The organism is Arthrobacter sp. 9E16, assembly GCF_002929435.1.
GTDB lineage: Bacteria > Actinomycetota > Actinomycetes > Actinomycetales > Micrococcaceae > Arthrobacter_B > Arthrobacter_B sunyaminii.
The window spans coordinates 277,598-298,940 of record NZ_PJIU01000003.1; the positions used below are offsets into that span (position 1 = coordinate 277,598).

Annotated in this window: 22 protein-coding genes; 13 read left to right on the top strand and 9 right to left on the bottom strand. The window is 65.3% G+C overall.

Translation table 11 applies throughout. The features are described 5' to 3' along the window. Window positions 1–22 precede the first annotated feature (22 nt). The 11 genes from CXR00_RS13610 to CXR00_RS13660 all read left to right on the top strand — a co-directional run bounded on the left by CXR00_RS13610 (window position 23) and on the right by CXR00_RS13660 (window position 11,511). The gene (locus CXR00_RS13610) at window positions 23–1,324 is read left to right on the top strand and encodes an Nramp family divalent metal transporter (protein ID WP_104055100.1); all 1,302 of its coding nucleotides are present in this window, start codon (window positions 23–25) and stop codon (window positions 1,322–1,324) included. 182 nt (window positions 1,325–1,506) lie between these two features. Then, window positions 1,507–2,880, top strand: a complete 1,374-nt coding sequence (locus tag CXR00_RS13615) for a serine/threonine-protein kinase (RefSeq protein WP_104055101.1) — start codon at window positions 1,507–1,509, stop codon at window positions 2,878–2,880. After that, a complete protein-coding gene (locus CXR00_RS13620) occupies window positions 2,877–3,182 on the top strand; it encodes a hypothetical protein (protein WP_104161626.1) in 306 nt (101 codons plus the stop codon). Before CXR00_RS13615 ends, CXR00_RS13620 begins: the two co-directional genes overlap by 4 nt. Before the next feature lie 39 nt (window positions 3,183–3,221). Further along, window positions 3,222–3,668 carry a YchJ family protein gene (locus CXR00_RS13625; RefSeq protein WP_104161627.1) on the top strand — a complete coding sequence of 149 codons (447 nt, stop codon included), beginning with the start codon at window positions 3,222–3,224 and terminating at the stop codon, window positions 3,666–3,668. A 145-nt stretch (window positions 3,669–3,813) separates the two neighbouring features. After that, entirely contained in the window at window positions 3,814–4,869 is a 1,056-nt protein-coding gene (locus CXR00_RS13630) for a zinc-dependent alcohol dehydrogenase family protein (RefSeq protein WP_104055103.1), read from the top strand. A gap of 130 nt (window positions 4,870–4,999) precedes the next feature. After that, a complete protein-coding gene (locus CXR00_RS13635; protein ID WP_237685387.1) occupies window positions 5,000–6,016 on the top strand; it encodes a zinc-binding dehydrogenase in 1,017 nt (338 codons plus the stop codon). Window positions 6,017–6,192: 176 nt separating this feature from the next. Further along, the gene (locus tag CXR00_RS13640) at window positions 6,193–6,834 is read left to right on the top strand and encodes an ABC transporter permease (RefSeq protein WP_104055104.1); all 642 of its coding nucleotides are present in this window, start codon (window positions 6,193–6,195) and stop codon (window positions 6,832–6,834) included. Continuing rightward, the gene (locus CXR00_RS13645; protein WP_258060469.1) at window positions 6,827–8,059 is read left to right on the top strand and encodes an ABC transporter ATP-binding protein; all 1,233 of its coding nucleotides are present in this window, start codon (window positions 6,827–6,829) and stop codon (window positions 8,057–8,059) included. The genes CXR00_RS13640 and CXR00_RS13645 overlap by 8 nt, the downstream gene beginning before the upstream one ends. Continuing rightward, a complete protein-coding gene (locus CXR00_RS13650) occupies window positions 8,056–8,874 on the top strand; it encodes an ABC transporter permease (protein ID WP_104055105.1) in 819 nt (272 codons plus the stop codon). The genes CXR00_RS13645 and CXR00_RS13650 overlap by 4 nt, the downstream gene beginning before the upstream one ends. Further along, window positions 8,875–9,891, top strand: coding sequence for a glycine betaine ABC transporter substrate-binding protein (locus CXR00_RS13655; protein ID WP_104055106.1), 1,017 nt, complete (start codon window positions 8,875–8,877; stop codon window positions 9,889–9,891). A 159-nt stretch (window positions 9,892–10,050) separates the two neighbouring features. Further along, window positions 10,051–11,511, top strand: a complete 1,461-nt coding sequence (locus CXR00_RS13660) for a DASS family sodium-coupled anion symporter (protein WP_258060533.1) — start codon at window positions 10,051–10,053, stop codon at window positions 11,509–11,511. Here the strand turns inward: CXR00_RS13660 and CXR00_RS13665 are convergent. From CXR00_RS13665 to CXR00_RS13700, 8 genes are all read right to left on the bottom strand, one after another. After that, window positions 11,508–12,443 (bottom strand): alpha/beta fold hydrolase, encoded by a 936-nt coding sequence (locus tag CXR00_RS13665; RefSeq protein WP_104055108.1) that lies wholly within the window; start codon window positions 12,441–12,443, stop codon window positions 11,508–11,510. The genes CXR00_RS13660 and CXR00_RS13665 overlap by 4 nt on opposite strands. Window positions 12,444–12,537: 94 nt before the next feature. Then, a complete protein-coding gene (locus CXR00_RS13670) occupies window positions 12,538–13,383 on the bottom strand; it encodes an urease accessory protein UreD (protein WP_104055109.1) in 846 nt (281 codons plus the stop codon). Next, on the bottom strand, window positions 13,346–14,128 hold the full coding sequence (gene ureG / locus CXR00_RS13675) for an urease accessory protein UreG (RefSeq protein ID WP_219816023.1): 783 nt from the start codon (window positions 14,126–14,128) through the stop codon (window positions 13,346–13,348). The genes CXR00_RS13670 and ureG overlap by 38 nt, the downstream gene beginning before the upstream one ends. Further along, a complete protein-coding gene (locus CXR00_RS13680; protein WP_104055110.1) occupies window positions 14,121–14,855 on the bottom strand; it encodes an urease accessory protein UreF in 735 nt (244 codons plus the stop codon). The genes ureG and CXR00_RS13680 overlap by 8 nt, the downstream gene beginning before the upstream one ends. Window positions 14,856–14,865: 10 nt before the next feature. After that, window positions 14,866–16,572 carry an urease subunit alpha gene (locus tag CXR00_RS13685; RefSeq protein WP_104055111.1) on the bottom strand — a complete coding sequence of 569 codons (1,707 nt, stop codon included), beginning with the start codon at window positions 16,570–16,572 and terminating at the stop codon, window positions 14,866–14,868. 2 nt (window positions 16,573–16,574) lie between these two features. Beyond that, complete coding sequence (locus CXR00_RS13690) at window positions 16,575–16,907, bottom strand: urease subunit beta (RefSeq protein WP_104055487.1); 333 nt, start codon at window positions 16,905–16,907, stop codon at window positions 16,575–16,577. A 5-nt stretch (window positions 16,908–16,912) separates the two neighbouring features. Then, window positions 16,913–17,215, bottom strand: coding sequence for an urease subunit gamma (locus tag CXR00_RS13695; RefSeq protein ID WP_104055112.1), 303 nt, complete (start codon window positions 17,213–17,215; stop codon window positions 16,913–16,915). 107 nt (window positions 17,216–17,322) lie between these two features. After that, window positions 17,323–17,871 carry a hypothetical protein gene (locus CXR00_RS13700; protein ID WP_307859331.1) on the bottom strand — a complete coding sequence of 183 codons (549 nt, stop codon included), beginning with the start codon at window positions 17,869–17,871 and terminating at the stop codon, window positions 17,323–17,325. 240 nt (window positions 17,872–18,111) lie between these two features. On the opposite strand from CXR00_RS13700, the gene CXR00_RS13705 reads away from it, so the two are divergent. Then, a complete protein-coding gene (locus tag CXR00_RS13705) occupies window positions 18,112–19,008 on the top strand; it encodes a phosphodiesterase (RefSeq protein WP_104055113.1) in 897 nt (298 codons plus the stop codon). Window positions 19,009–19,024: 16 nt separating this feature from the next. Here the strand turns inward: CXR00_RS13705 and CXR00_RS13710 are convergent, their stop codons facing one another. Then, a complete protein-coding gene (locus tag CXR00_RS13710) occupies window positions 19,025–19,462 on the bottom strand; it encodes a pyridoxamine 5'-phosphate oxidase family protein (protein WP_104055114.1) in 438 nt (145 codons plus the stop codon). 162 nt (window positions 19,463–19,624) lie between these two features. On the opposite strand from CXR00_RS13710, the gene CXR00_RS13715 reads away from it, so the two are divergent. Further along, window positions 19,625–21,298, top strand: coding sequence for a catalase (locus CXR00_RS13715; protein WP_104055115.1), 1,674 nt, complete (start codon window positions 19,625–19,627; stop codon window positions 21,296–21,298). Window positions 21,299–21,343 lie beyond the last annotated feature (45 nt).

A 21,343-nucleotide genomic window follows, 5' to 3' on the forward strand; every position in this document is an offset into this window, starting at 1 on the left:
ACTAGAGTTAGGAGTGCTGGCCATGGCCGATGAAAGCACTGTTCCCCCGTCGCGGGTCGCGCACGCGGACCGGATAGATGATGATGGCGGTGCCCCTGCCAAATGGAAGGTTGTCGGTCCCGGACTCGTGGTGGCGGCCACCGGCGTTGGCGCTGCGGACATGGTGGCTACGCTCGTCGCCGGATCCCGCTACGGGTACGGTCTGCTCTGGGCGGTCATCCTTGGTGTCATCCTGAAGATCATTCTGGTTGAAGGTGCCGGCCGTTACACCCTGGCCACGGGAAAGACCATTTTTGAAGGGTGGCGCTCACTCGGCAAATGGACCACCTGGTACTTCGGTCCCTACATCATGATCTGGGGCTTCGTCTACGGGGCCACGGCTATGTCCTCCGCCGCGCTTCCGCTGGCGGCGCTGTTCCCCGCGGTTGATCTGTGGGTCTTTGCCATCCTCATGGGCCTGGCCGGTTTCGCCATGGTGTGGTTCGGGCGGTATGCGACCTTCGAAAAGATCACTGCGGCACTGGTGGGCATTATGTTCGTCACCGTGGTGGGGCTGGCCGTTATTGCCGCGCCCAACATTCCGGAAATGATGTCCGGACTTGTACCCATGATTCCCGAAGGCGGCGTCGTGTACACGCTGGCACTTGCCGGCGGCGTGGGCGGAACCATCACCCTGGCGGCCTACGGTTACTGGCTGCGGGAAAAGGGCTGGTACACGCCCAAGTGGATGCGCGTCATGCGGATCGACAACTCCATGGCGTACGTGATGACCGGCATCTTTGTGGTTGCCATGCTGATCGTCGGTGCGGAAGTTGTCCGGGCCGCAGGGATCTCCCTCAGCTCAGGCGACGAAGGCCTGCTGGACCTGTACGACGTGCTCAAGGCCGAGTACGGCGATTTTGTGGGCACCGGCTTCCTGGTGGGGTTCTGGGCCGCATCCTTCTCCTCGATCATCGGTGTCTGGAACGGCGTCTCGCTGATGTTCGCTGACTTCTGGGGCAACATGCGCGGCAAGGAATCCGGCCACGAAGACACCCGGGTGGGCGGAAAGTACTTCAAGTTCTACCTGCTCTGGCTGACCTTCCCGCCGATGCTGCTGTTCATCCTGGGCAAGCCGATCGGTCTGATCCTGGCCTACGGTGTCCTGGGTTCACTGTTCATGCCCTTCCTCGCGGTTACGCTGCTGGGGCTGCTCAACGGCCACCGCGTGCCGAAGGCCTGGGCCAACAAGCTGCACACCAACATTGCTCTGGGCATCACCGCCCTGCTGTTCATCGCGCTCGGCGTACAGCAGGTGATCGACGCCATCGTCAAGGCGTTCTGACCTTTTTCAGACAGCTGAAACCTCAGTGCAAAACTGCCCTGCCGCGGCTTTCGCGGCAGGGCAGTTTAGCGCAACGCAGACACTTCTGCGAGGGCCCCCGCAGAGGGTAAAAAAACTCGTCCCGGGCCATCCACGCCATGATTTCCCTCGGCTACGCTGGAAAGGCGAGAAGAGGTTGCAGCATGGAAAGTTTCGCAGCAGATGGCCCCCACAGGCTCATTTCAGGGCGATACCGACTCATCGAACCCATAGGCCACGGTGGCATGGCCACCGTCTATCGTGGACAGGACGAGGCTCTCGGCCGAGACATCGCCGTGAAGCTCTTCCGGGCCAGCGCCGTCGCTCCAGACGACGTTGGCCGCCAGGAAACCGAAATGCGGTTACTGGCGTCCCTCTCCCATCCGGGCCTGGTAACCCTATTCGACGCCGGCAAGGACGATGCCGGACGCGACGACGGCGAGGCCGGCGAACCGCGGGCCTTCCTTGTCATGGAGCTTGTGGACGGCCCGGACCTGCGCAAGCGGCTCCGCGACGCCGAGCCTCTGAGCCCGCCGGACGTTGCTTACATTGGGGCGGAACTTGCCGGAGCACTGGCGTACATCCACGGGCGCGGGGTGATCCACCGGGATGTAAAGCCGGCCAATATTCTGCTTCCCCCGGCCATTTCGGGGACCCTCCCGCGGGCCAAACTCACCGATTTCGGCATAGCACGCATGTTGGACGGCGCCCGGATCACGGCCGCGAATGCCACGCTCGGCACCGCCAACTATCTGAGCCCGGAACAGGCCAGCTCCCGTGACGTGGGATTCTCCAGCGACATCTACTCTCTGGGTCTGGTGCTTCTCGAAGCGGTAACGGGCCGCATCGAGTTCGGCGGCAGCGCGGTGGAGGCAGCCATTGCCCGGCTGAGCCGTAATCCCGAGGTGCCGGACGCACTTGGAAGTTATTGGTGTTCGCTGCTCAGGTCCATGACCTCCCGAGACCCCGACCAGCGGCCAACCGCAGCGGAAGTATCGGCCGCGCTGCTCGAGTACCGGTGGTCCGGGCACGCCGAGCCGGTGGCGGAGCCGCGAAACCGGGAGACCGAATGGGAAGCGGACGACGGCGGGCCTCCCACCGCCGACGTCGTGATCCAAACCGCTGGCGAGGGAAGCCAACAGGAGCAGGGGCCGGGAGGCGGGTCCGGCCGGGAAGATGAAACGGTGCCGGAAACCGAGCCTGCACCGTCGGAACTGGGCGTGCTGCCGGCGCCGGCGACCGCACGCGCCGCAGGTTCCTCAACGCCCGCTCCGCCGCGGACGCCGCCTCGGGTCGGTTCCGGCAAGAGGCAGCCGGCATCCGCGGCGGCAGCGCTGCAGGCGGTCCCGGTACGGCCGACAAAGCTGGCGCTGGCGGGACGGACCCTGCTGGGATTCGTGGCCGTGGCGGTCCTGGCAATGGCCGTGATGATGGTGGCCGACCGGTTGGGCATCTTTCCCCAGGACCAGGGTTATCCGGCAGTTCCCGGCCAGCTGGGGGAGAGCCTTCGCCAGCTGCAGGAAAGCGTCACGCCGTGAGGCGCCGGAGAACGCTTTCCGTGGCCGGGGTTCTGCTGGCCGGCACTGCATTGAGCGGCTGCGGGTTTGCCGCACTTGAGCCGGGCGCTGCGGAGGAACTCCGGAAGGAGGTGGCTTCCGTAACGGAGGCAGCACATTCCGGCCGGTATCAGGAGGCACTCCGGGATCTGGACAACCTGGCCGAGCGGCTGGAGACTGCTGCCGAAGAGGGGGACGTGTCCCAGACCCGTGAGGAACGGATCAGCGCGGCCATCGACGCCGTGCGACTGAGCCTGGAAGCGGAGATCGCCCTGCAGAAATGACCTGCCCGAAGGGAGGACGGCACCGGAGATAATGGGTTCATGACTTCAGCCGAGCGTGCCTCCCATTCTGTCTCCGCAGCCGACTCCGGCAGCGCACCCGCCTCTCCCGCCGCGGATGACCGGTGCCCCTGCCTGAGCGGGGAAACCTACGCCGGCTGCTGCGGGAAGTACCATTCCGGTGCACAAGACGCTCCCACCGCCGAGGCACTGATGCGTTCGCGGTACTCTGCCTTCGCCGTCGGCGACCAGCCCTATCTGTTGAAGACCTGGCACCCGTCCACCCGCCCGGCAGTTCTGGAACTCGACCGCGGTCTGCAGTGGCGGCGGCTGGATATTGTGGAAACGTCCGCCGGAGGTCCGCTCGACGATCACGGGGTGGTCCGGTTCAGGGCCCATTACCGGGACGGAGCCGCCCGCGGGATCCAGGAGGAAACCAGCCGCTTTGTCCGCGCCAACGGAGTCTGGCTCTATGTGGACGGTGAATAGCCCGCAGGTCTTCCACTACCTCGCGCCCGGCTCCTAGGCTGGAACAGACCGACCAGGCGGCGCCTGCCGCCCCGTGTTCCGGAAACCGCCGGACCAGGTTGCTGTAGCGGCCTGTCAACGATCGGTCCGAGCAGACGAGGACACCATGAAAGCACTTGTCTATGAGGGTCCAGGACAAAAATCGTGGAAGGACGTTCCGAACCCGCAAATTCAGGAATCGCGCGACGCCATCGTCAAGATAGACGCCACCACCATCTGCGGCACAGATCTGCACATCCTCAAGGGCGACGTCCCGGCGGTGACGCCGGGCCGGATCCTGGGTCACGAAGGGGTGGGCACCATCACCGAAGTCGGCAGCGGCGTAAGCAACTTTAAGGTGGGAGACAAAGTCATCCTGTCCTGCGTGTCCGCCGACGGTTCCTGCACCTTCTGCCGCGACGGCCTGTACTCGCACTGCGTCGGCGAGGAGGGCAGCTCCGGCATCGGCTGGATATTCGGGCACCTGATTGACGGCACCCAGGCCGAATACGTGCGGGCTCCGTATGCCGACACGTCGCTGTACCACCTGCCGGAGGAGGTCTCCCCTGAACACGGTGTGCTGCTCAGCGACATCTTCCCCACGGGCTTTGAAATGGGAGTGCAGTACGGGCAGACGAAGCCCGGTGACGTCGTGGCCGTGATTGGTGCCGGACCGGTTGGCCTGGCCGTCATCGCCACAGCGAAGCTTTACGGGGCGGCGAAAGTCATCGCCGTGGATTTGGACGCGAACCGGGTGGAGCAGGCACACAAGTTCGGTGCCACGCACGGGGTGAATTCCGGCGATGCGGACTGGCGCGAGCAGATCATGGCCCAGACGGACGGATGGGGAGTGGACGTTGCCGTGGAGGCGGTGGGCATACCGGCCACCTTCGAGATGTGCACGAACATTGTCCGCCCCGGCGGGAACGTTGCCAACGTGGGGGTGCACGGCAAGCCTGTGAGCCTTGAGCTGGACCGGCTCTGGATCGAGAACATCAACATCAGCATGGGGCTCGTGAACACCAATACCCTGCCCATGCTCCTGAAACTGGTTGCCGAGGGAAAGCTCCCGGCCGAGGAGTTCATCAGCCACCGCTATCCGCTCGATGACATCCTCACCGCCTATGACACCTTTTCCCGTGCGGCGGAAACGGACGCACTGAAAGTGATCCTGCAGGCCTAAACAGATCCCACCAGGCCGCAGGCCGCCGTTCCCCGGCGGCCTGCGGCATTTTGCTGCCCGCCCCGGCGGAGGAAGATAATGGGGGCGGCGCTTTTTATAGCCGCCGCAGTTTTCGAGAGAGGGGTTTGCCATGTCAGCCGGCACCATGCTTGCAGGACGTCTAAACGTTGAGACGAAGGAATTTGCGCTTCAGGAAGTTCCCATTCCGGAGCCCGGGCCGGGCTTTGTCCGCGTCAAAGTGGGAGCGGCCGGCGTCTGCCTCTCCGATGTTCATTTGATTCAGGGCCTGCTGCGTCCCCAGTTCCTTCAGGGCAACGAAGTGACCCTCGGTCATGAGGTCGCAGGCACCGTGGACCTGCCCGGCCCGGGCGTGACCTCGGCGAAGCCGGGGGACCGCGTGGTCATCCAGGCCGGCTACGAGTACAACGGCGCCACCCTCACGATGGGCGTGGACTACGACGGCGGCTGGGCCGAGTACGTCGTCGTGCCGGCCGGTGTCCTGGTGCCGCTGGGAGACGACATTCCCTTTGACCAGGCCTCAATTATTCCGGATGCCGTCTCCACTCCCTGGGGCGCCATTTCCTCCACCGCCGATGTGCGTGCCGGGGAAGCCGTGGGCGTCTGGGGCATTGGCGGACTGGGCGCGCACGGCGTCCAGCTGCTGCGCCTGATTGGCGCCGCCCCCATCATTGCCGTGGACCCGATTGCCGAGGCCCGTGAACGGGCCCTGGAATTCGGTGCGGACTATGCGCTGGATCCGATGGCCGAAGACTTCCCGGACGCCATGAAAGCTGCCACCGCGGGCAAGGGGCTGGACGTGGCGCTGGACTTTGCCGGCGTGGACGCCGTGCGTGCGCAGGCCATCAAATGCCTGGGCCGGCACGGGCGCCTGGTCCTGGTGGGCCTGAGCGGCACCCCCATCACCATCGCAGACAGCACCGGATTCTCCTTTGCGCGCAAGCAGATCCTGGGTCACTACGGGTCCGAAGCCCACCACGTGCCGCAGCTGGTGAACCTCACCAGGCTGGGCCGGCTGGACTTCGCAAAATCCGTCAGCGGCCGCATTCCGCTGAGCGAAGCCGCGCAGGCGGTGAAGGCGCTGGACACCAAAGAGGGCAATCCCATCCGTCTGGTGCTGATCCCCTAGGGGAGAAGAAATAACGACGGCGCCCGCACACGAGGCCACTGAGCCCGGCGTCCGGGAAGCGCTGCCAACTGATACGTCTGCGGGGCTGTTGACGCCCTAGCCACTGCACACCGGCACAGGGCCGGTTTACGCTGGAATGAAAGCAGATCCCACCCAACCGACAAAGTGGGTTTGGCGTGACAGACTTCATTGCGCAGCGCTGGAATGACATCCTCTTTTCCAGCTGGCAGCATTTTTCGCTGGTGGTGCAGTGCCTCATTGTCGCCGCAGTCGTGGGCGTGCTGATCGCGGCTATGGCTTATCGGCGGTCGTCCCTGCGGTCTGCGGCGGACAGCATCAGTGCCGTGGGTTTGACCATTCCGTCCTTTGCCCTCATTGGCCTCCTTATTGCCCCGCTGGGATTCGGCGTGCTTCCGGCCGTCATCGTGGTGGGCTTTTACGCCCTGCTGCCCATCCTTCGCAATGGCATTGTTGGCCTGTCCGGTGTGCCCCGGAACACGGTGGAAGCCGCCCGGGGACTGGGGATGGGACGGCTGCGGCTGTTCTTCCGGATCGAACTTCCGCTGGCGTGGCCGGTCATCCTCTCCGGCATCCGGGTCTCCGGCCAAATGGTGATGGGGATAGCGGCGGTTGCAGCCTACGCCCTTGGCCCGGGCTTGGGCGGCTTCATCTTTTCAGGCCTGTCCCGGCTGGGCGGTGCCAATTCCCTGGAATCCGTGGTGACCGGCGTCGTGGGGGTGGTGCTGCTGGCACTCATCCTGGACCTTTTGCTGGTGGGCCTCGGCCGGCTGACCATACCGAGAGGCATCCGTGTCTGAAACGAATTCTCCTTCTGCCCGGTCGTCTGCCGGAATCCTGCTCCGGGACGTGTCCAAACGGTTCCCCGGCCAGGACCGCGCGGCCGTGGACAACCTGAACATGGAGATCTCCTCCGGAGACATGGTCATGCTGGTGGGACCTTCAGGCTGCGGAAAGACCACCACGCTGAAAATGATCAACCGCCTCATTGAACCGTCCTCCGGGCAGATCCTGTTGGGCGGCCAGGACATCTCCGCCGCCGATGGAGATCAGCTGCGCCGCGGCATCGGCTACGTGATCCAGGCCGGGGGTCTTTTCCCGCACATGACAGTGGCGGCGAACATCGGCGTCGTTCCCGCCATGCTGGGGTGGGACAAGGCACGCACCGCCCGCCGGGTCGATGAACTGCTGGACCTCGTTTCCCTGGACCCGGCGCGCTACCGGAACCGGTACCCCAAGGAGCTCTCCGGCGGACAGCAGCAGCGGGTGGGAGTGGCGCGGGCACTGGCCGCGGACCCGCCGGTGCTGCTCATGGATGAACCGTTTGGCGCAGTGGATCCGATCACCCGGGAACGACTGCAGGACGAATTGCTGCGCATCCACGCGGATCTGGAGAAAACCGTGGTGTTCGTGACCCATGATTTCGATGAGGCCCTCAAGCTGGGGGACCGCATCGCTGTTTTCGCCGAGGGCGGGCACCTGGTCCAGTACGACTCCCCGGAGAGGATCCTGGCGGAACCGGCCAATGACTTTGTGCGGCAGTTCACCGGCGCCGAAGCCGGCCTCAAACAGTTGGCCCTGGCCCGGATCAGCAGTGTCCCCGCCCTGCCGGTGGTCAGCGGAACCGCCGGAGAAGGACCGCAGAAACTCCTGGCCCGTGCCCTGGCAGCGGGCCAGCAATCAGCGGTGGTTGTTGACGAAACCGGCAGCCCCGTTGCCTGGTTCTCCGTGGCGGAACTGGAGCAGATGCAGGTGCTGCCCGCAGACCGGCAGCCGCAACTTCCCGTGGTGGGCCCCGGTGACAACCTTGCCGACGCCTTGAGCCTGGTGCTGGTGTCCAGCCGTGACGGGGTGCTCGTCACGGATGCGCAGGGACATCTCCAGGGCGTGGTTGACGCTCCGCTCATCCTGCAGACAGTGCGCACGCGGCAGTGGGTATCCAGCGCCCGACAGGAACGGGAGCGGAAGCGGGCTCCCAGGGGACGCCCGGCAGCGGCGGGTTCCACGGAAGCGGGGCAGCCATGAGCACCAACAGTGCGGCAGGTGTTGTCGCCGTACCGAAACCGGCGGAACGGGAACAGCGGCTCACCGATGCCGAAGCCGCTTCAGAACTCCGGGGAAACTCCCCGCGGGGGCTCATCTGGCAGCTGGCGGGGATCATTGCGGTCCTCGGGATTCTGCTGTTCTGGCTCTCGACAGCGGACCTGAGCCAGACCGAACTGACCACCCTGGATCCGGCCACCCTTTGGGTCTACACGCTGGAACACCTGCGGTTGACGGCGCTTTCAGCCGTCATCGTGCTGCTCATCGCTCTTCCGCTGGGGGTGCTCCTCACCCGCAGGCCGCTGCGCTTTTTGACCGGGCCGGTGCTGGCCGTGGTTAACATCGGCCAGGCGGCACCGGCCATCGGGCTGGTGGTTCTGCTGGCTTTCTGGCTGGGGTTCGGTTTCCGGACGGCAGTCGTGTCTCTGGTGCTTTATGCCCTGCTGCCCGTGCTGCGCAACACCATGCTGGGTCTGGACAATGTGGATTCCCGGCTGGTGGAAGCCGGGCGCGGGATGGGCATGAGCGCCGCACGGGTGCTGTTCCGGGTGGAGCTGCCCCTGGCCGTCCCGCTCATGCTGGCCGGGATCCGCACCGCCCTGGTGCTGCTGGTGGGAACCGGAGCGCTCGCCACGTTCATCAACGGAGGCGGGCTGGGCGTCCTGATTACCACCGGCGTGAACCTGAACCTGCCCAGGGTGCTGATCAGCGGTGCCGTCATGGTAGCCCTGCTGGCCCTGATGGTGGACTGGATCGGCCGTGTGGTGGAGTACGTTGCCCGTCCGAAAGGTCTTTGAATGAGTACGGCACCGCAGACACGCCGGGCACCACGTACCCGGACTGCTGCAGCGCTCGCAGCAGCGCTGGCAGTGCTCACCCTGCTGGTGTCAGGGTGCGGGCTGCAGCCGGCCGGTTCCTATGTACCGCCGGTGGAGCCGGGGAGCATTGAACCGATTGAGGGCCTGCCCGAGGGGGCGTCCGTCACGGTGACCTCGAAGAACTTCACGGAGCAGCTCATTCTGGGCAAGATGAGCGTCCTGGCCGCCAAAGCTGCCGGGTTCGAAGTCACGGACCTGAGCAACGTGCCGGGCAGCACCCCTGCCCGGGAACTGCTGCGCAGCGGGCAGGCGGACATCATGTGGGAATATACGGGAACCGCCTGGCTTACGTATTTGGGCGAGGAGCAGGGGATCCCCGACCAGCAGGAGCAGTGGCAGGCGGTGTACGACGCCGATATCGCCAACGGGCTGACGTGGGGAGCCCCCGCGGAGTTGAACAACACGTACGCGCTGGCGATGAGCCGGGAGCGGGCCGAAGCGCTGGGCGTCAGCAGCATCTCCGACCTGGCGACACTGCCGGTGCAGGATCTGACCTTTTGCGTGGAGGCAGAATTCAACTCCCGGCAGGATGGGTTCACCCCGATGCTTCAGCTCTACGGATTGGACCGCGGCAGCGTGGTTCCGGAAGGGAACGTGGGCCTGTATGACACCGGCGCGATCTACGGAGCGGTGGACCAGGGGGAGTGCACGGTTGGGGAAGTCTTCGCGACGGACGGACGGATTGACGCCCTGGACTTGGTGGTGCTGGAAGATGACCGCAGCTTCTTTCCGGCCTACAACGCCGCACCGGTGATCTACACCAAGACCCTGCAGGAGTATCCGGAACTGGAAGCGGTTTTGGAACAGGTAGCCGCGAAGCTGAACGACGAAACCATGCGGTCATTGAACCGCAAAGTGGATGTCCAGGGCGAGGAACCGGAGCAGGTGGCCTATGACTGGATGGTGGCGGAGGGGTTTGTAAGTCCCGTGCAGTAGCGCAGTTTCGGTGCGGTTTTGTGACCTGGCTTTCTTTGCGTTCAACGGCAGAGCTGGGGTTGGATGAGGGGACGCCCGCCCACTCATCTGGAGGACTGCACTGTGACACTGCCCAGTACCGCACCAAGTACAGAGACTGACGAACAGACCGCGCCGGGGATGCTTGCCCCTGCCGAAGACAGACGGGTGCTGCTGCGCAAGCGCCTTGGATTGTTGATCGGTGTTGTGTTGGGGGCGGTGGTCTACCTGATCATGCCGCAGGACCTCGCGCAGCCCGCCCGCGCAACTGCAGCCGTTGCCGTCCTGATGGCGGTGTGGTGGATGACGGAGGCAATTCCGCTCGCCGCGACGGCGCTTCTTCCGCTCCTGCTGTTTCCGGCGCTGGGCGTATCCACCATCAAGGAAACGGCGCCGCCCTACGCTGATCCCATCATTTTCCTGTTCATGGGCGGTTTTTTCCTCGCTCTGGCGCTGCAGCGCTGGAACCTTCACCGCCGCATAGCACTGGCCACCGTGCTTCTGGTGGGGACCAAACCCAAGCAGTTGATTGCCGGTTTCATGGTGGCCACGGGCTTCCTGAGCATGTGGGTGTCCAACACGGCAACAGCGGTAATGATGCTGCCCATCGGCATCTCCGTGCTGACCCTGGTGGCCAACCTGAATGAAGAGAAGAAGGCTCCCCGGAACTTCAGCATCGCGCTTATGCTTGGCATCGCCTACTCGGCGTCGATCGGGTCTCTGGGCACCATCATCGGCACACCGCCCAACGCCCTGATGGTTGGATACATGGCGGAAGCCCACGACGTGAACATCGGCTTTGGCCAGTGGATGCTGGTCGGAGTCCCGCTGGCCGTCATCTTCATGGCGCTCGCCTGGTACCTGCTGACCTGCGTGATCTTCAAACCGGAAATTACGGAGATTCCGGGCGGCAAGGAAATGATCCAGCGTGAGTACAAGCGGCTCGGCCGAATGTCCCTGGGCGAAAAGCAGGTGCTGGCCATCTTTGTCCTGGCAGCCGCATCATGGATCACGGTGCCGCTGGTTTGGCCGGATTCCAACATCGCGGACGCCGTGATCGCCATGGGCGTGGCCGTCCTGCTCTTTGTCATCCCGGCCAGCATCAAGAAAGGCGTGCCTCTGCTGGACTGGTCCAGTGCCAAGGAGCTGCCCTGGGACATCCTGATCCTCTTCGGCGGCGGACTCGCCCTGTCTGCCCGCTTCACCGCCAGCGGCCTCAGCGAATGGATCGGCACGCAGGTATCCGCGCTGGAAACACTGCCGCTGATCCTGATCGTTGTGGCGGTCGCGGCCCTGGTCCTGGGCCTGACGGAACTCACCAGCAATACAGCGACGGCGGCGACGTTCCTGCCGCTGATCGGCGGAGTGGCAATTGGCCTCGGCATCGATCCGATGCTGCTGGTCATTCCGGTGGCCATTGCGGCAACCTGCGCGTTTATGCTGCCGGTGGCCACCCCGCCCAACGCCATCGCGTTCTCCTCCGGTCACGTCCAGATCGCAGACATGGTGAAAGCCGGGATCTGGCTGAACCTTATCGCGCTGGTGCTGACCACCCTGGTGACGTTCACCCTGGCCGTCTGGGTGTTCGGGATCGTGTACTAGACGAAGAAGGCGAGAATCTCGTCCAGAACTTCCGCCGGGGCTTCCTCGGGAAGATAGTGCCCGGCGTCCACCGCCCTGCCGGTGGCGCCGGGCACTGCTTTGCCCCAGAGCGCCAGCGGTTCGAACTGCGACTCGATGACCCCGTGGGCTCCCCACAGCACGCGCAGCGGCACCTCGGGGGTGAGCCCGGCTTCGCGGTCCGCCCGGTCGTGTTCCAGGTCGATGGTGGCTGAGGCGCGGTAATCCTCGCACATGGCGTGAACCGCGCCGGGGGAGGAGAGCGCTGCCACGTAGGCTTCAAGCACCGGTGCGGGAAACGGCTCCAGTCCGGCATAGCGGCTGCCCATGATGTTCTCCACGTAGGCCCGCGGATTGGCTTCGATCAGGGCCTCGGGCAGCGGCGCCGGCTGGATTAGGAAGAACCAGTGAAAGTAGGCCTCGGCGAAGGCCCGGTCCGTAGCCGCGTACATGTCGAGGGTGGGAGCAATGTCCAGGAACATGGCCCTCGTGACACGCTCCGGAAAATCGGCCAGCATCCGGTGCCCCACGCGGGCTCCGCGGTCATGGGCACACAGGGCAAACCGGTCAAAGCCCCGAACGGCGCCAAAATTCTCCATGACCAGGACGGCATCCTTTGCCATTTCCCGTTTGCTGTACGTGGAGTGGTCGGGCTCTCCGACTGGCTTTGAGGAGCCGCCGTAGCCGCGCAGGTCTGGTGCCACCACGGTGAAGTGCTCCGCCAGCGCGTCGGCCACCTTGTGCCACATCACATGTGTTTCCGGATGTCCGTGCAGCAGGAGCATCGCCGGCTTGGAACTGCCGCCTCCGGTGCCCGCCGCATCGGCGCGTGAGACGCGTCCGGTAACGGTGATGCCGTTGACCTCCACGGCAAATTGTTCAAAACGGGCAAAGCCGGGCAGACCTTCAGTCATGATGCTTTCCTCTCGTGCAGGCACGCGGGTGCGGAGCTTGCACCAGCCAACCACCCCGTGCCTTCTTCCGCCAACCCCGCGCGGCGGGACGGGTTCAGGTTGTCAGCTCCGCCCGCCAGGCCTCAAACACGGCTCCCGCTTCCCGGTCCGCGGTGTGCGCCTGAACGCCGAGGCTGCGGGCCACTGCGCCGGGAGCCGCCAGGTCGAACCGCCGTGTCCGGCCCGGTTCACGGGGGCCATCGGGTGCGGCGCCTGCAGCGGGTTCGGGCAGGGCACCCGGACGCCAGCCAACCGCCGTCGCGGTGGCCACGACTTTGGCATCTCCCAGGATTCCGACGGCGCGGTGCCGCGGCCCGGTGAGGTCCAGATCCTCGTAGAGCAAATCCCCGCCGGGTCCGGCGGCACGGGTGATGCTGCGCAAGCGGCCGCCGTGCTCGCCGCTGCGTCCCAGCACCAGCGTCTCCCGGACCAGCGCCCGCGCCCCGGAAGCCAGCTGCAGCCGGGTTTGCCGGCGGACATTGGACCCGGCGGCTGCCACGAAGGACGCGCCGTCCCAAATCAGTGCAGCGTCCTCGCCCAGCTCCGCGTCCAGGGACCAGCGGGACGGGACCAAATCGGCGTCGTACGCCACCATGCCCGCGGGCTCCACCACTTCCAGAGTCACTCCGGGGTCCACGGAAACCTCAATCCGCACGTCGTCGCCGCCCAGCAGCATCATGTGGATGCCAATCAGGGCCACCCGCAGGTGCAGCGGATCCGCGGTGCCGTTCACGGGCCGGGGTGCCAGGTACAACCCCTGATCCAGCACCGAAAACCGTGCCCGGTCCCCGGCGCGCTCCACGGAAATGCGGGTGGGCCGAGGCCGTGGAGCTGCCGCGGCAGCGGGGTACCCGGTAACGGAGTTAGTGGCGGTGGGGGACAGCGTCCGGCTCCTCGTCATGGGTGTGGAAGAAGCCGCCGTCGCCGTCTTCGTCTGCGTGGAAGTGCGGTGCCATGGGCCCGGGGTCCTGCGGAGTGTGGGAGCCTGCGCGGTGCAGGGCCACCATGGAGCGCACCCACGCACTGAGTTCATCAATGGTGTGCTGCTGCTTGCGGGACAGGGCCAGCACCGGCCCGCCCTCGCGGGCTGCGGTGGCGTCGGCGACCATCAGGTCCACATCCACGTCCACATGCGGAGCCAGGTCGATCTTGTTGATAACCAGCAGGTCCGCCCGGGCGATGCCGGGGCCGCCCTTGCGGGCCACGTCCCCGCCGCCTGCCACGTCCAGGACAAAAATCTGCGCGTCCACCAGGGCGGGGGAGAAGGTGGCGGTGAGGTTGTCGCCGCCGCTTTCCACCAGGACCAGATCCAGCGGGGCGAAGTCAGCTTCCAGGTCCTCCACGGCCAGCAGGTTGGTGGTGACGTCGTCACGGATGGCGGTGTGCGGGCAAGCTCCGGTTTCCACGGCGCGGATGCGCTCGGCGGGCAGCACCCCGGCAGAACGCAGGAACCGGGCGTCCTCATCCGTGTAGATGTCATTGGTGATGACGCCGATGGACAGCTCCTCGGACATGGCACGGCAGATGGTCGCGATCAGCGAGCTCTTTCCGGTCCCCACGGGCCCGGCGACGCCCAGGCGCAGCGAACGGTTCGGATCGGACAGGGGCGACGCGGTGGTTTCGGTGAATGGTGTGTTCTCAGGCAACGAACAGTCTCCTTGTTCTTTCGGTATGGTCTTCGGCCCAGTGCTCCATCAGGGGAGCGCTGAGCGCGGGTAGGTCGTCAAGGTCCCGGGCCTGCAGGGCGTCATCAGCGACGGCGTTGATCTGCGGCTCGGCGGCCAGAATCCACCCGGTGGCGGTCATCGGATCGATGGGCAGCAGTTTCAAAGCAGCGGCAACCACGGACTGCGCATCGTCATAGCAGCACAGCCGGGCGAGCGCGCCTTCGCCCACGCCCAAGGCACGGGCGGCCACGCCAAGGGCAACCGGGCGGGTTGGGCGCGGCGCTTCCCGTTTCAGGGCGGCGACGGCGGGATCCCCGGGTTTGAGCGTGGCCGCCAGCCGCAGCATCCCGCGGCCGAGCCGCCGGGAAGCATCCCGCTGGGCGGCCGACGGCGTCCGGGCGTCAAGCGCCGCCTCCAGGGCGGCAAAACCGGGGGCACCGCCGTCGTCCTCCCCACCGGCCGCCGTGCAGAGTTCCAGGGCACGGCGGTGCGCCAGCACAGCTGCAACGGTTTCCATCCGGCCCACGGTCTGCAGCCGGGAGAGCAGATAGGGGTAGACGCCCTCCACCTGCAGCCCGGCCATCACCGCAGGTTCAAGACCAGCGGAATGCGAGTACGCGCCCGACGGCAGACGCGAATCGGCCAGCAGGAACGCGGCGACAGCGGATTCGCCGGTACTTCCGCCGTGAGGCAGGGAAGATGTCATGCTTCCCGCCTCAAAAGAGCGTGTAGCGCTGGGTCAGCGGCAGATCGGCAACCGGCGCGGGTTCAATGACCTGTCCGTCGATGCTGACCATGAACGTTTCGGGGTTCACCCGGATGTCCGGAAGCGCGGTGTTGTTGGGCAGTGAAGCTTTGGTCACGTCCCGGGTGGAGCGGATGGCGGTCAGTTTCCGCACCAGGCCCAGCCGGTCCGCCAGCCCGTCATCCAGTGCAGCCTGCGCCACAAAGGAGGTGGACAGATGCGGAGCGGACGAAGCCCTGCCGGCCAGCGCTTCCCGCATCCAGACCGGCTGCGGGGTGGGCAGCGAGGCGTTGGGATCACCCATCTGGCCCGCCACAATGGCACCGCCCTTGATCACCAAGGACGGCCGGATGCCGAAGAACGCGGGATTCCACAGCACCAGGTCCGCCATCTTGCCCACCTCGATGGACCCGACTTCATGGTCAATGCCGTGGGCCACCGCCGGGCAGATGGTGTATTTCGCGATGTACCGGCGGACACGTTCGTTGTCCGCCGGCAGGGACGATTCCGTGGCCCCCATGTAGTCCTTCATCACGTGCGCCACCTGCCAGGTGCGGGTGATGGTCTCGCCGATCCGGCCCATTGCCTGCGCGTCGGAGGACGTGATGGACATGGCACCCAGATCCTGCAGCACGTCCTCGGCCATCATGGTGTTGGCGCGGATCCGTGACTCGGCGAAGGCCAGGTCCTCGGGGATGCGCGGATTCAGGTGATGGCAGACCATCAGCATGTCCAGGTGCTCGGCTACGGTGTTGACCGTAAACGGCAGCGTGGGATTGGTCGACGCCGGCAGCACGTTGGCGGCGGAAGCCACGGTGATGATGTCCGGGGCGTGTCCGCCGCCGGCTCCCTCGGCGTGGAAGATATGGATGCCGCGGCCCTTGATGGCGGCCAGGGTGTCCTGCACGTAGCCGGCCTCGTTCAACGAATCGGCATGCAGCGCCACCTGCACACCCCAGCGGTCCGCCGCGGTCAGCGCCGCATCAATGGCCGCCGGGGTGGAGCCCCAGTCTTCGTGGACCTTGTAGCCGGCCGCGCCGGCGAGGGCCTGTTCCGCCAGGGCGGCCTGGCTGACCGTGTTGCCCTTGCCGTAGAGCAGGAAATTCATCGGCAGGGTGTCCAGCGCGCGGTGCATCACCTGCAGGTTCCAGGCTCCGGGGGTGACGGTGGTGGCCTTGGAACCCTCGGCGGGTCCGGTGCCGCCGCCGCCCACGGTGGTGATGCCGGCGGCTAGCGCTTCCCGTAGAGCGTCAGTGCCGAGCAGGTGCACATGCGTGTCGATTCCGCCGGCGGTCAGGATCTTTCCCTCGCCGGCGATGACCTCGGTGCCGGGACCGATCACCAGTGCCGGATCGATGTTGTCCATGATGTCCGGGTTGCCGGCCTTGCCGATGCCGGCAATGCGTCCGTCCTTGACGCCGACGTCGGCCCGGACAATGCCCCAGTGGTCCACGATGAGCACGTTGGTAATGATCAGGTCCGGGGCGCCCTCAGCGGAGGTGCGGGTGGACTGGGCCATCGATTCGCGGATGTTCTTCCCCCCGCCGAACACCGATTCATCACCGCCGCAGGTGTAGTCCCTTTCCGGGCTGATCCACAGATCGGTGTCACCGAGCCGGACGGAGTCTCCCACGGTTGGCCCGTACAGGTGTGCATAGTCGTGCCGGCTGATCTGCATCTTCAGGACTCCGATCCGGAGACAGGCGCGGAGGGGGAGCCGCCGTCGCGGATTTGAAGGCCGGGCACGGTGCCGCTGCCGGCCAGCCGAACCAGCGTCACTTCGCGGGAAGCACCCGGTTCAAAGCGTACGGCGGTGCCGGCGGGTACACCCAGCCGGAAGCCGGCAGCCGCCGTCCGGTCAAAGGTCAGCGCACTGTTCACTTCCGCGAAGTGGAAGTGGGAGCCAATCTGGACGGGACGGTCGCCGTCGTTGGTGACGACGAGGACACGCGTCTCACGGCCTGCGTTGAGTTCATGACCGCCCGCGGCGGTGCGCACCTCACCGGGTATCAGGCCGCTCATGAAATGGGATCCGTGATGGTGACGAGCTTGCGGCCGTCGGGAAAGGTGGCTTCGATCTGCAGGTTCGGAATCATCTCCGGCACACCCTCCATCACGTCCCCGCGCGTCAGGACGCTGCGTCCCTCGCTCATCAGGTCAGCCACGAGCCCGCCCTCGCGTGCACGTTCCATCACCCAGCAGGAGATCAGGGCGACGGCTTCGGGATAGTTGAGGAGGACACCGCGCGAACGGCGGTCACGCGCCACCATGCCGGCAACGCTCAGCAGGAGCTTTTCCGTATCCGAGGGAGTGAGAAACATGTGCCGAGTGTGCCACCGCCATGTTTCCGCTGTGTTGCGTATTACGCATTACCTGCAGGTTGTGCCCGGCACACCGGTAACTGGATGACGGGCCGGGCACAACGGCACTACTTCGACTTCTTGCTGCCCTTGTGGTCCTTATCCTTATGGTGCTTGATGTCTTTGGCTGCTTTGACGGCCACGGCAGCCGCCCCTGCTTTGACCGGAGCCGGAACCTTCACTTCCTTGACCTTGGTGACTTCCTTGATCTTGGTCCGGTTTTTGCGGTCCAGCAGCAGGGACGCGGCAATTCCCGCCATCCAAACATCCTTGGCCAGCGGCGTGCCCTGTGCGGTGGGGCGGATTCCGTCTTCTTCCGTCAAGCCGGGGGTCTTCAGGTACATGGTCACCATGCCGCCGGAGAAGGCTCCGAGGACCAGACCGGCCAGCCTGCTGGGAACAAACGGTGTCAGCAGGGTCAGGCCCACGGCGATCTCCGCTGCGCTCAGCAGTTTGCCGAACCTGGCCGCGTCAAGATCCATGACCTGCGGAAACGCGTTGGCGGCCATCTGCTGCAGGCCTGCTGCGCTTTCCTCGTCCAGGTTGCGCTTGCCCAGGCCGGAGTTCAGGATGTACGCGCCCGTGGTTAGGCGCAACGGAATGTGGCTGATTCTCATGAGGGGTCCTCCCGTGAAGTCGCTGACATCCCCGAGCCTACGGGCGCCGGCGGCAGTGCGCCAGAGCAGGCAAACCAACTCCTGCCGCGGAACAGGCCTGCCGGGTGACCTGCCGGCGGCCGCCGGTTACCTGCACCGTGTAAGCGGGGAACACGCAGCGGAAGGTTCACCCTCAACCGGAAACTCTGGTTTGATGGAAAGGAAGGAACGCAGTAACTGCTGTCGACAAAGAAGGTCCTCATGGATTTCCTCCCGGCCGAACACCCCCGGCCGCGACATTTCATTCTTCATCTCAGCGACACGCACCTGGTTGCCGGCCCCGGCCCGCTGTACGGGGCCGTGGACAGCCAGGCCAGGCTGGCAGAACTTTTCGCCAGGCTGGAGGCGTCCGGACAAAAACCGGAGGCCATTGTCTTCACCGGTGACCTGGCAGACAAGGGCGAACCGCAGGCGTACGCAAAACTCCGCGGCATCGTGGCACCCGTTGCCGAGCGGATGGGAGCCCGGCTCATCTGGGCGATGGGGAATCACGACAACCGCGAAAACCTGAAAACCGCACTGCTGGACGAAGCGCCGGACATGGCGCCGGTGGACCGTGTCTACATGGTCAACGGACTGCGGATCATCACCCTGGACTCCACCGTGCCGGGCCACCATTACGGCGAGTTGACCGGCACCCAGCTGGACTGGCTGCGGAACGTGCTGAAAACTCCCGCCCCGGACGGCACGATTCTGGCCCTGCATCATCCGCCGGTTCCCAGCGTCCAGGACCTGACCGTGCTGGTGGAGCTTCGCCATCAGCGGGACTTCGCGGCGGCGCTGGCCGGGACCGATGTCCGGTCCATCATCGCCGGACACCTGCATTATTCAACCTTCGCCACCTTTGCCGGCATCCCGGTCTCCGTGGCCTCGGCAACCTGTTACACCCAGGACCTGACCACGCCTGGAACGCGGGGCCAGGACGCCGGACAGGCGTACAACATGGTGCATGTCTATGAGGACTCCGTGGTGCATTCAGTGGTCCCGCTGGACGAGGACCGCACCGTGGGCGAGCGTGTGGACGAGGCCGAAACCCGCCGCCGCCTGACAGCCGCGGGCGTCCGGATCCTGGACGCCCAGCAGCTGACTTCCGCCTAAGACTTCCGGCGGGAGGTCACATTTCCTCGGGGTACCGTTCCGGTTCCGGACCCAGGTTGAAGAACCTGCCCGTAATGGTTTCCGGCTGAATTTCCACGTAGCGGTACTTCAGGGTCCGCACCCACGGCTGCAGCGGAAGATTGTCCGCTGCTTCAATCTCGCTCTGCGTCTCGAGAAGGCGCGTGGTGCCCTGGACCACCACGGACCAGGCCTGGTCGCTGAGGATCCCGTCCGCCTCGAACGCCACATGGTCGTTCACGGCCAGCTCGGCCAGCTTGGTGCCGGGGCTGGTACGGAACAGGATGACGCCGTCGTGAGCGTAGTAGTTCAGCGGATAGATGCTGGGCCGGTCGGCCACACTCACTGCCAGACGTCCGTGGAAGGTTTTCTCCAGATATTTCCAGCACTGCTCGGGACTCAACTCGACAATGGGGGGCCGTTCTTCGCTAGTCATGGCCCCAGTCTGCCAAGGGGAGGCCCGTTGCCGCCACTGCGTCGCCTCCGAACCGAGCTTGACGCGTGAAGCGGCACACAATAAGAGTGGAGGTGGGAACCATTTACCCTGGTCATGCAGGATCTGACCTCGACCCACAGACCTCCACACAGAGAGAACGTGATGACAGACGCAGCGAACCCCACTCCCGCCGGCAGCAAAGGCAGCGACGCCGTGCAGCAGCACCTGACCACCCGCCAGGGACATCCGGTCTACGACAACCAGAACACCCGCACCGTGGGCGCCCGCGGTCCGGCCACGCTGGAGAACTACCAGCTCCTGGAAAAGATCAGCCACTTTGACCGTGAGCGGATCCCCGAACGCGTGGTGCACGCCCGCGGTTTCGTGGCCTACGGTGAATTCGAGGCGTCGGGCAAATGGGGCGACGAGCCCATTGCCAAGTACACCCGAGCCAAGCTTTTCTCCGAGCCGGGCAAGAAGACCGACGTCGCCATCCGGTTCTCCTCGGTGATCGGCGGCCGTGACTCCTCCGAGGCTGCACGCGACCCGCGCGGCTTTGCGATCAAGTTCTACACCGAAGACGGCAACTGGGACCTGGTCGGCAACAACCTGGGCGTCTTCTTCATCCGCGACGCCATCAAGTTCCCGGACGTGATCCACTCCCTCAAGCCGGACCCCGTCACCTTCCGTCAGGAGCCGGCCCGGATCTTCGACTTTATGTCGCAGACACCGGAGTCCATGCACATGCTGGTGAACCTGTTCAGCCCGCGCGGCATCCCCGCGGACTACCGCCACATGCAGGGATTCGGCGTGAACACCTACCGCTGGGTCAACGCCCAGGGCGAGTCCAAGCTGGTCAAGTACCACTGGCTGCCGCAGCAGGGAGTGAAGTCCCTGACCGAGGAAGACGCCGCGAACATCCAGGCCAATGATCTGGGCCACGCGTCCAAGGACCTGTACGAGGCCATTGAGCGCGGGGACTACCCCAAGTGGGATCTGTACGTGCAGCTGATGGATGACAATGACCATCCGGAGCTGGACTTCGACCCGCTGGATGACACCAAGACGTGGCCGGAGCAGGACTTTGAGCCCAAGTACGTGGGCACCATGACCCTGAACCGCAACGTCACCGACCACCACAACGAAAACGAGCAGATCGCCTTCGGCACCGGTGTGCTGGTGGACGGCCTGGAGTTCTCCGACGACAAGATGCTGGTGGGCCGTACCTTTAGCTACTCGGACACCCAGCGCTACCGTGTGGGCCCGAACTATCTGCAGCTTCCGGTGAACTCCGCGAAGAACGCACCGGTTGCCACCAACCAGCGCGGCGGCCAGATGTCCTTCGGTACCGACCTCGCGCCGGGCCAGAACCCGCACGTGAACTACGAGCCGAACATCACCGGCGGGCTGCAGGAAGCACCGAAGACCGCGCCGTCTGAGCTGGGTCCGGAGCTTGAAGGCCGTCTGATCCGCGCCCGCCTGCCGCGCACCAATGACTACATGCAGGCCGGGCAGCGCTACCAGCTGATGGAGCAGTGGGAGAAGGATGACCTGGTGGCCAACTTCGTGGCCAACATCGGCGAAGCGATCCGCCCGGTGCAGGAGCGCATGCTCTGGCACTTCTACATGTGCGATGACGAGCTGGGCGCACGGGTCGGCGAGGGCCTTGGCATCAGCCTGGACGAGGTCAAGGATCTCGGCCCGCTGGCCACCCAGACCCTCAACGAGGAAGAAACCAACCGGATGAAGAATCTGGGCCACAACGGCCCCCGCAACGTGGAAGGCCTCACCATGACCCACTGCGTGCCCAACGAGCACGTGGTCGTCAGCCGCTAACAGTTCGCGCTGCACAGCCTAAAACAAAACGACGACGGCGGAACC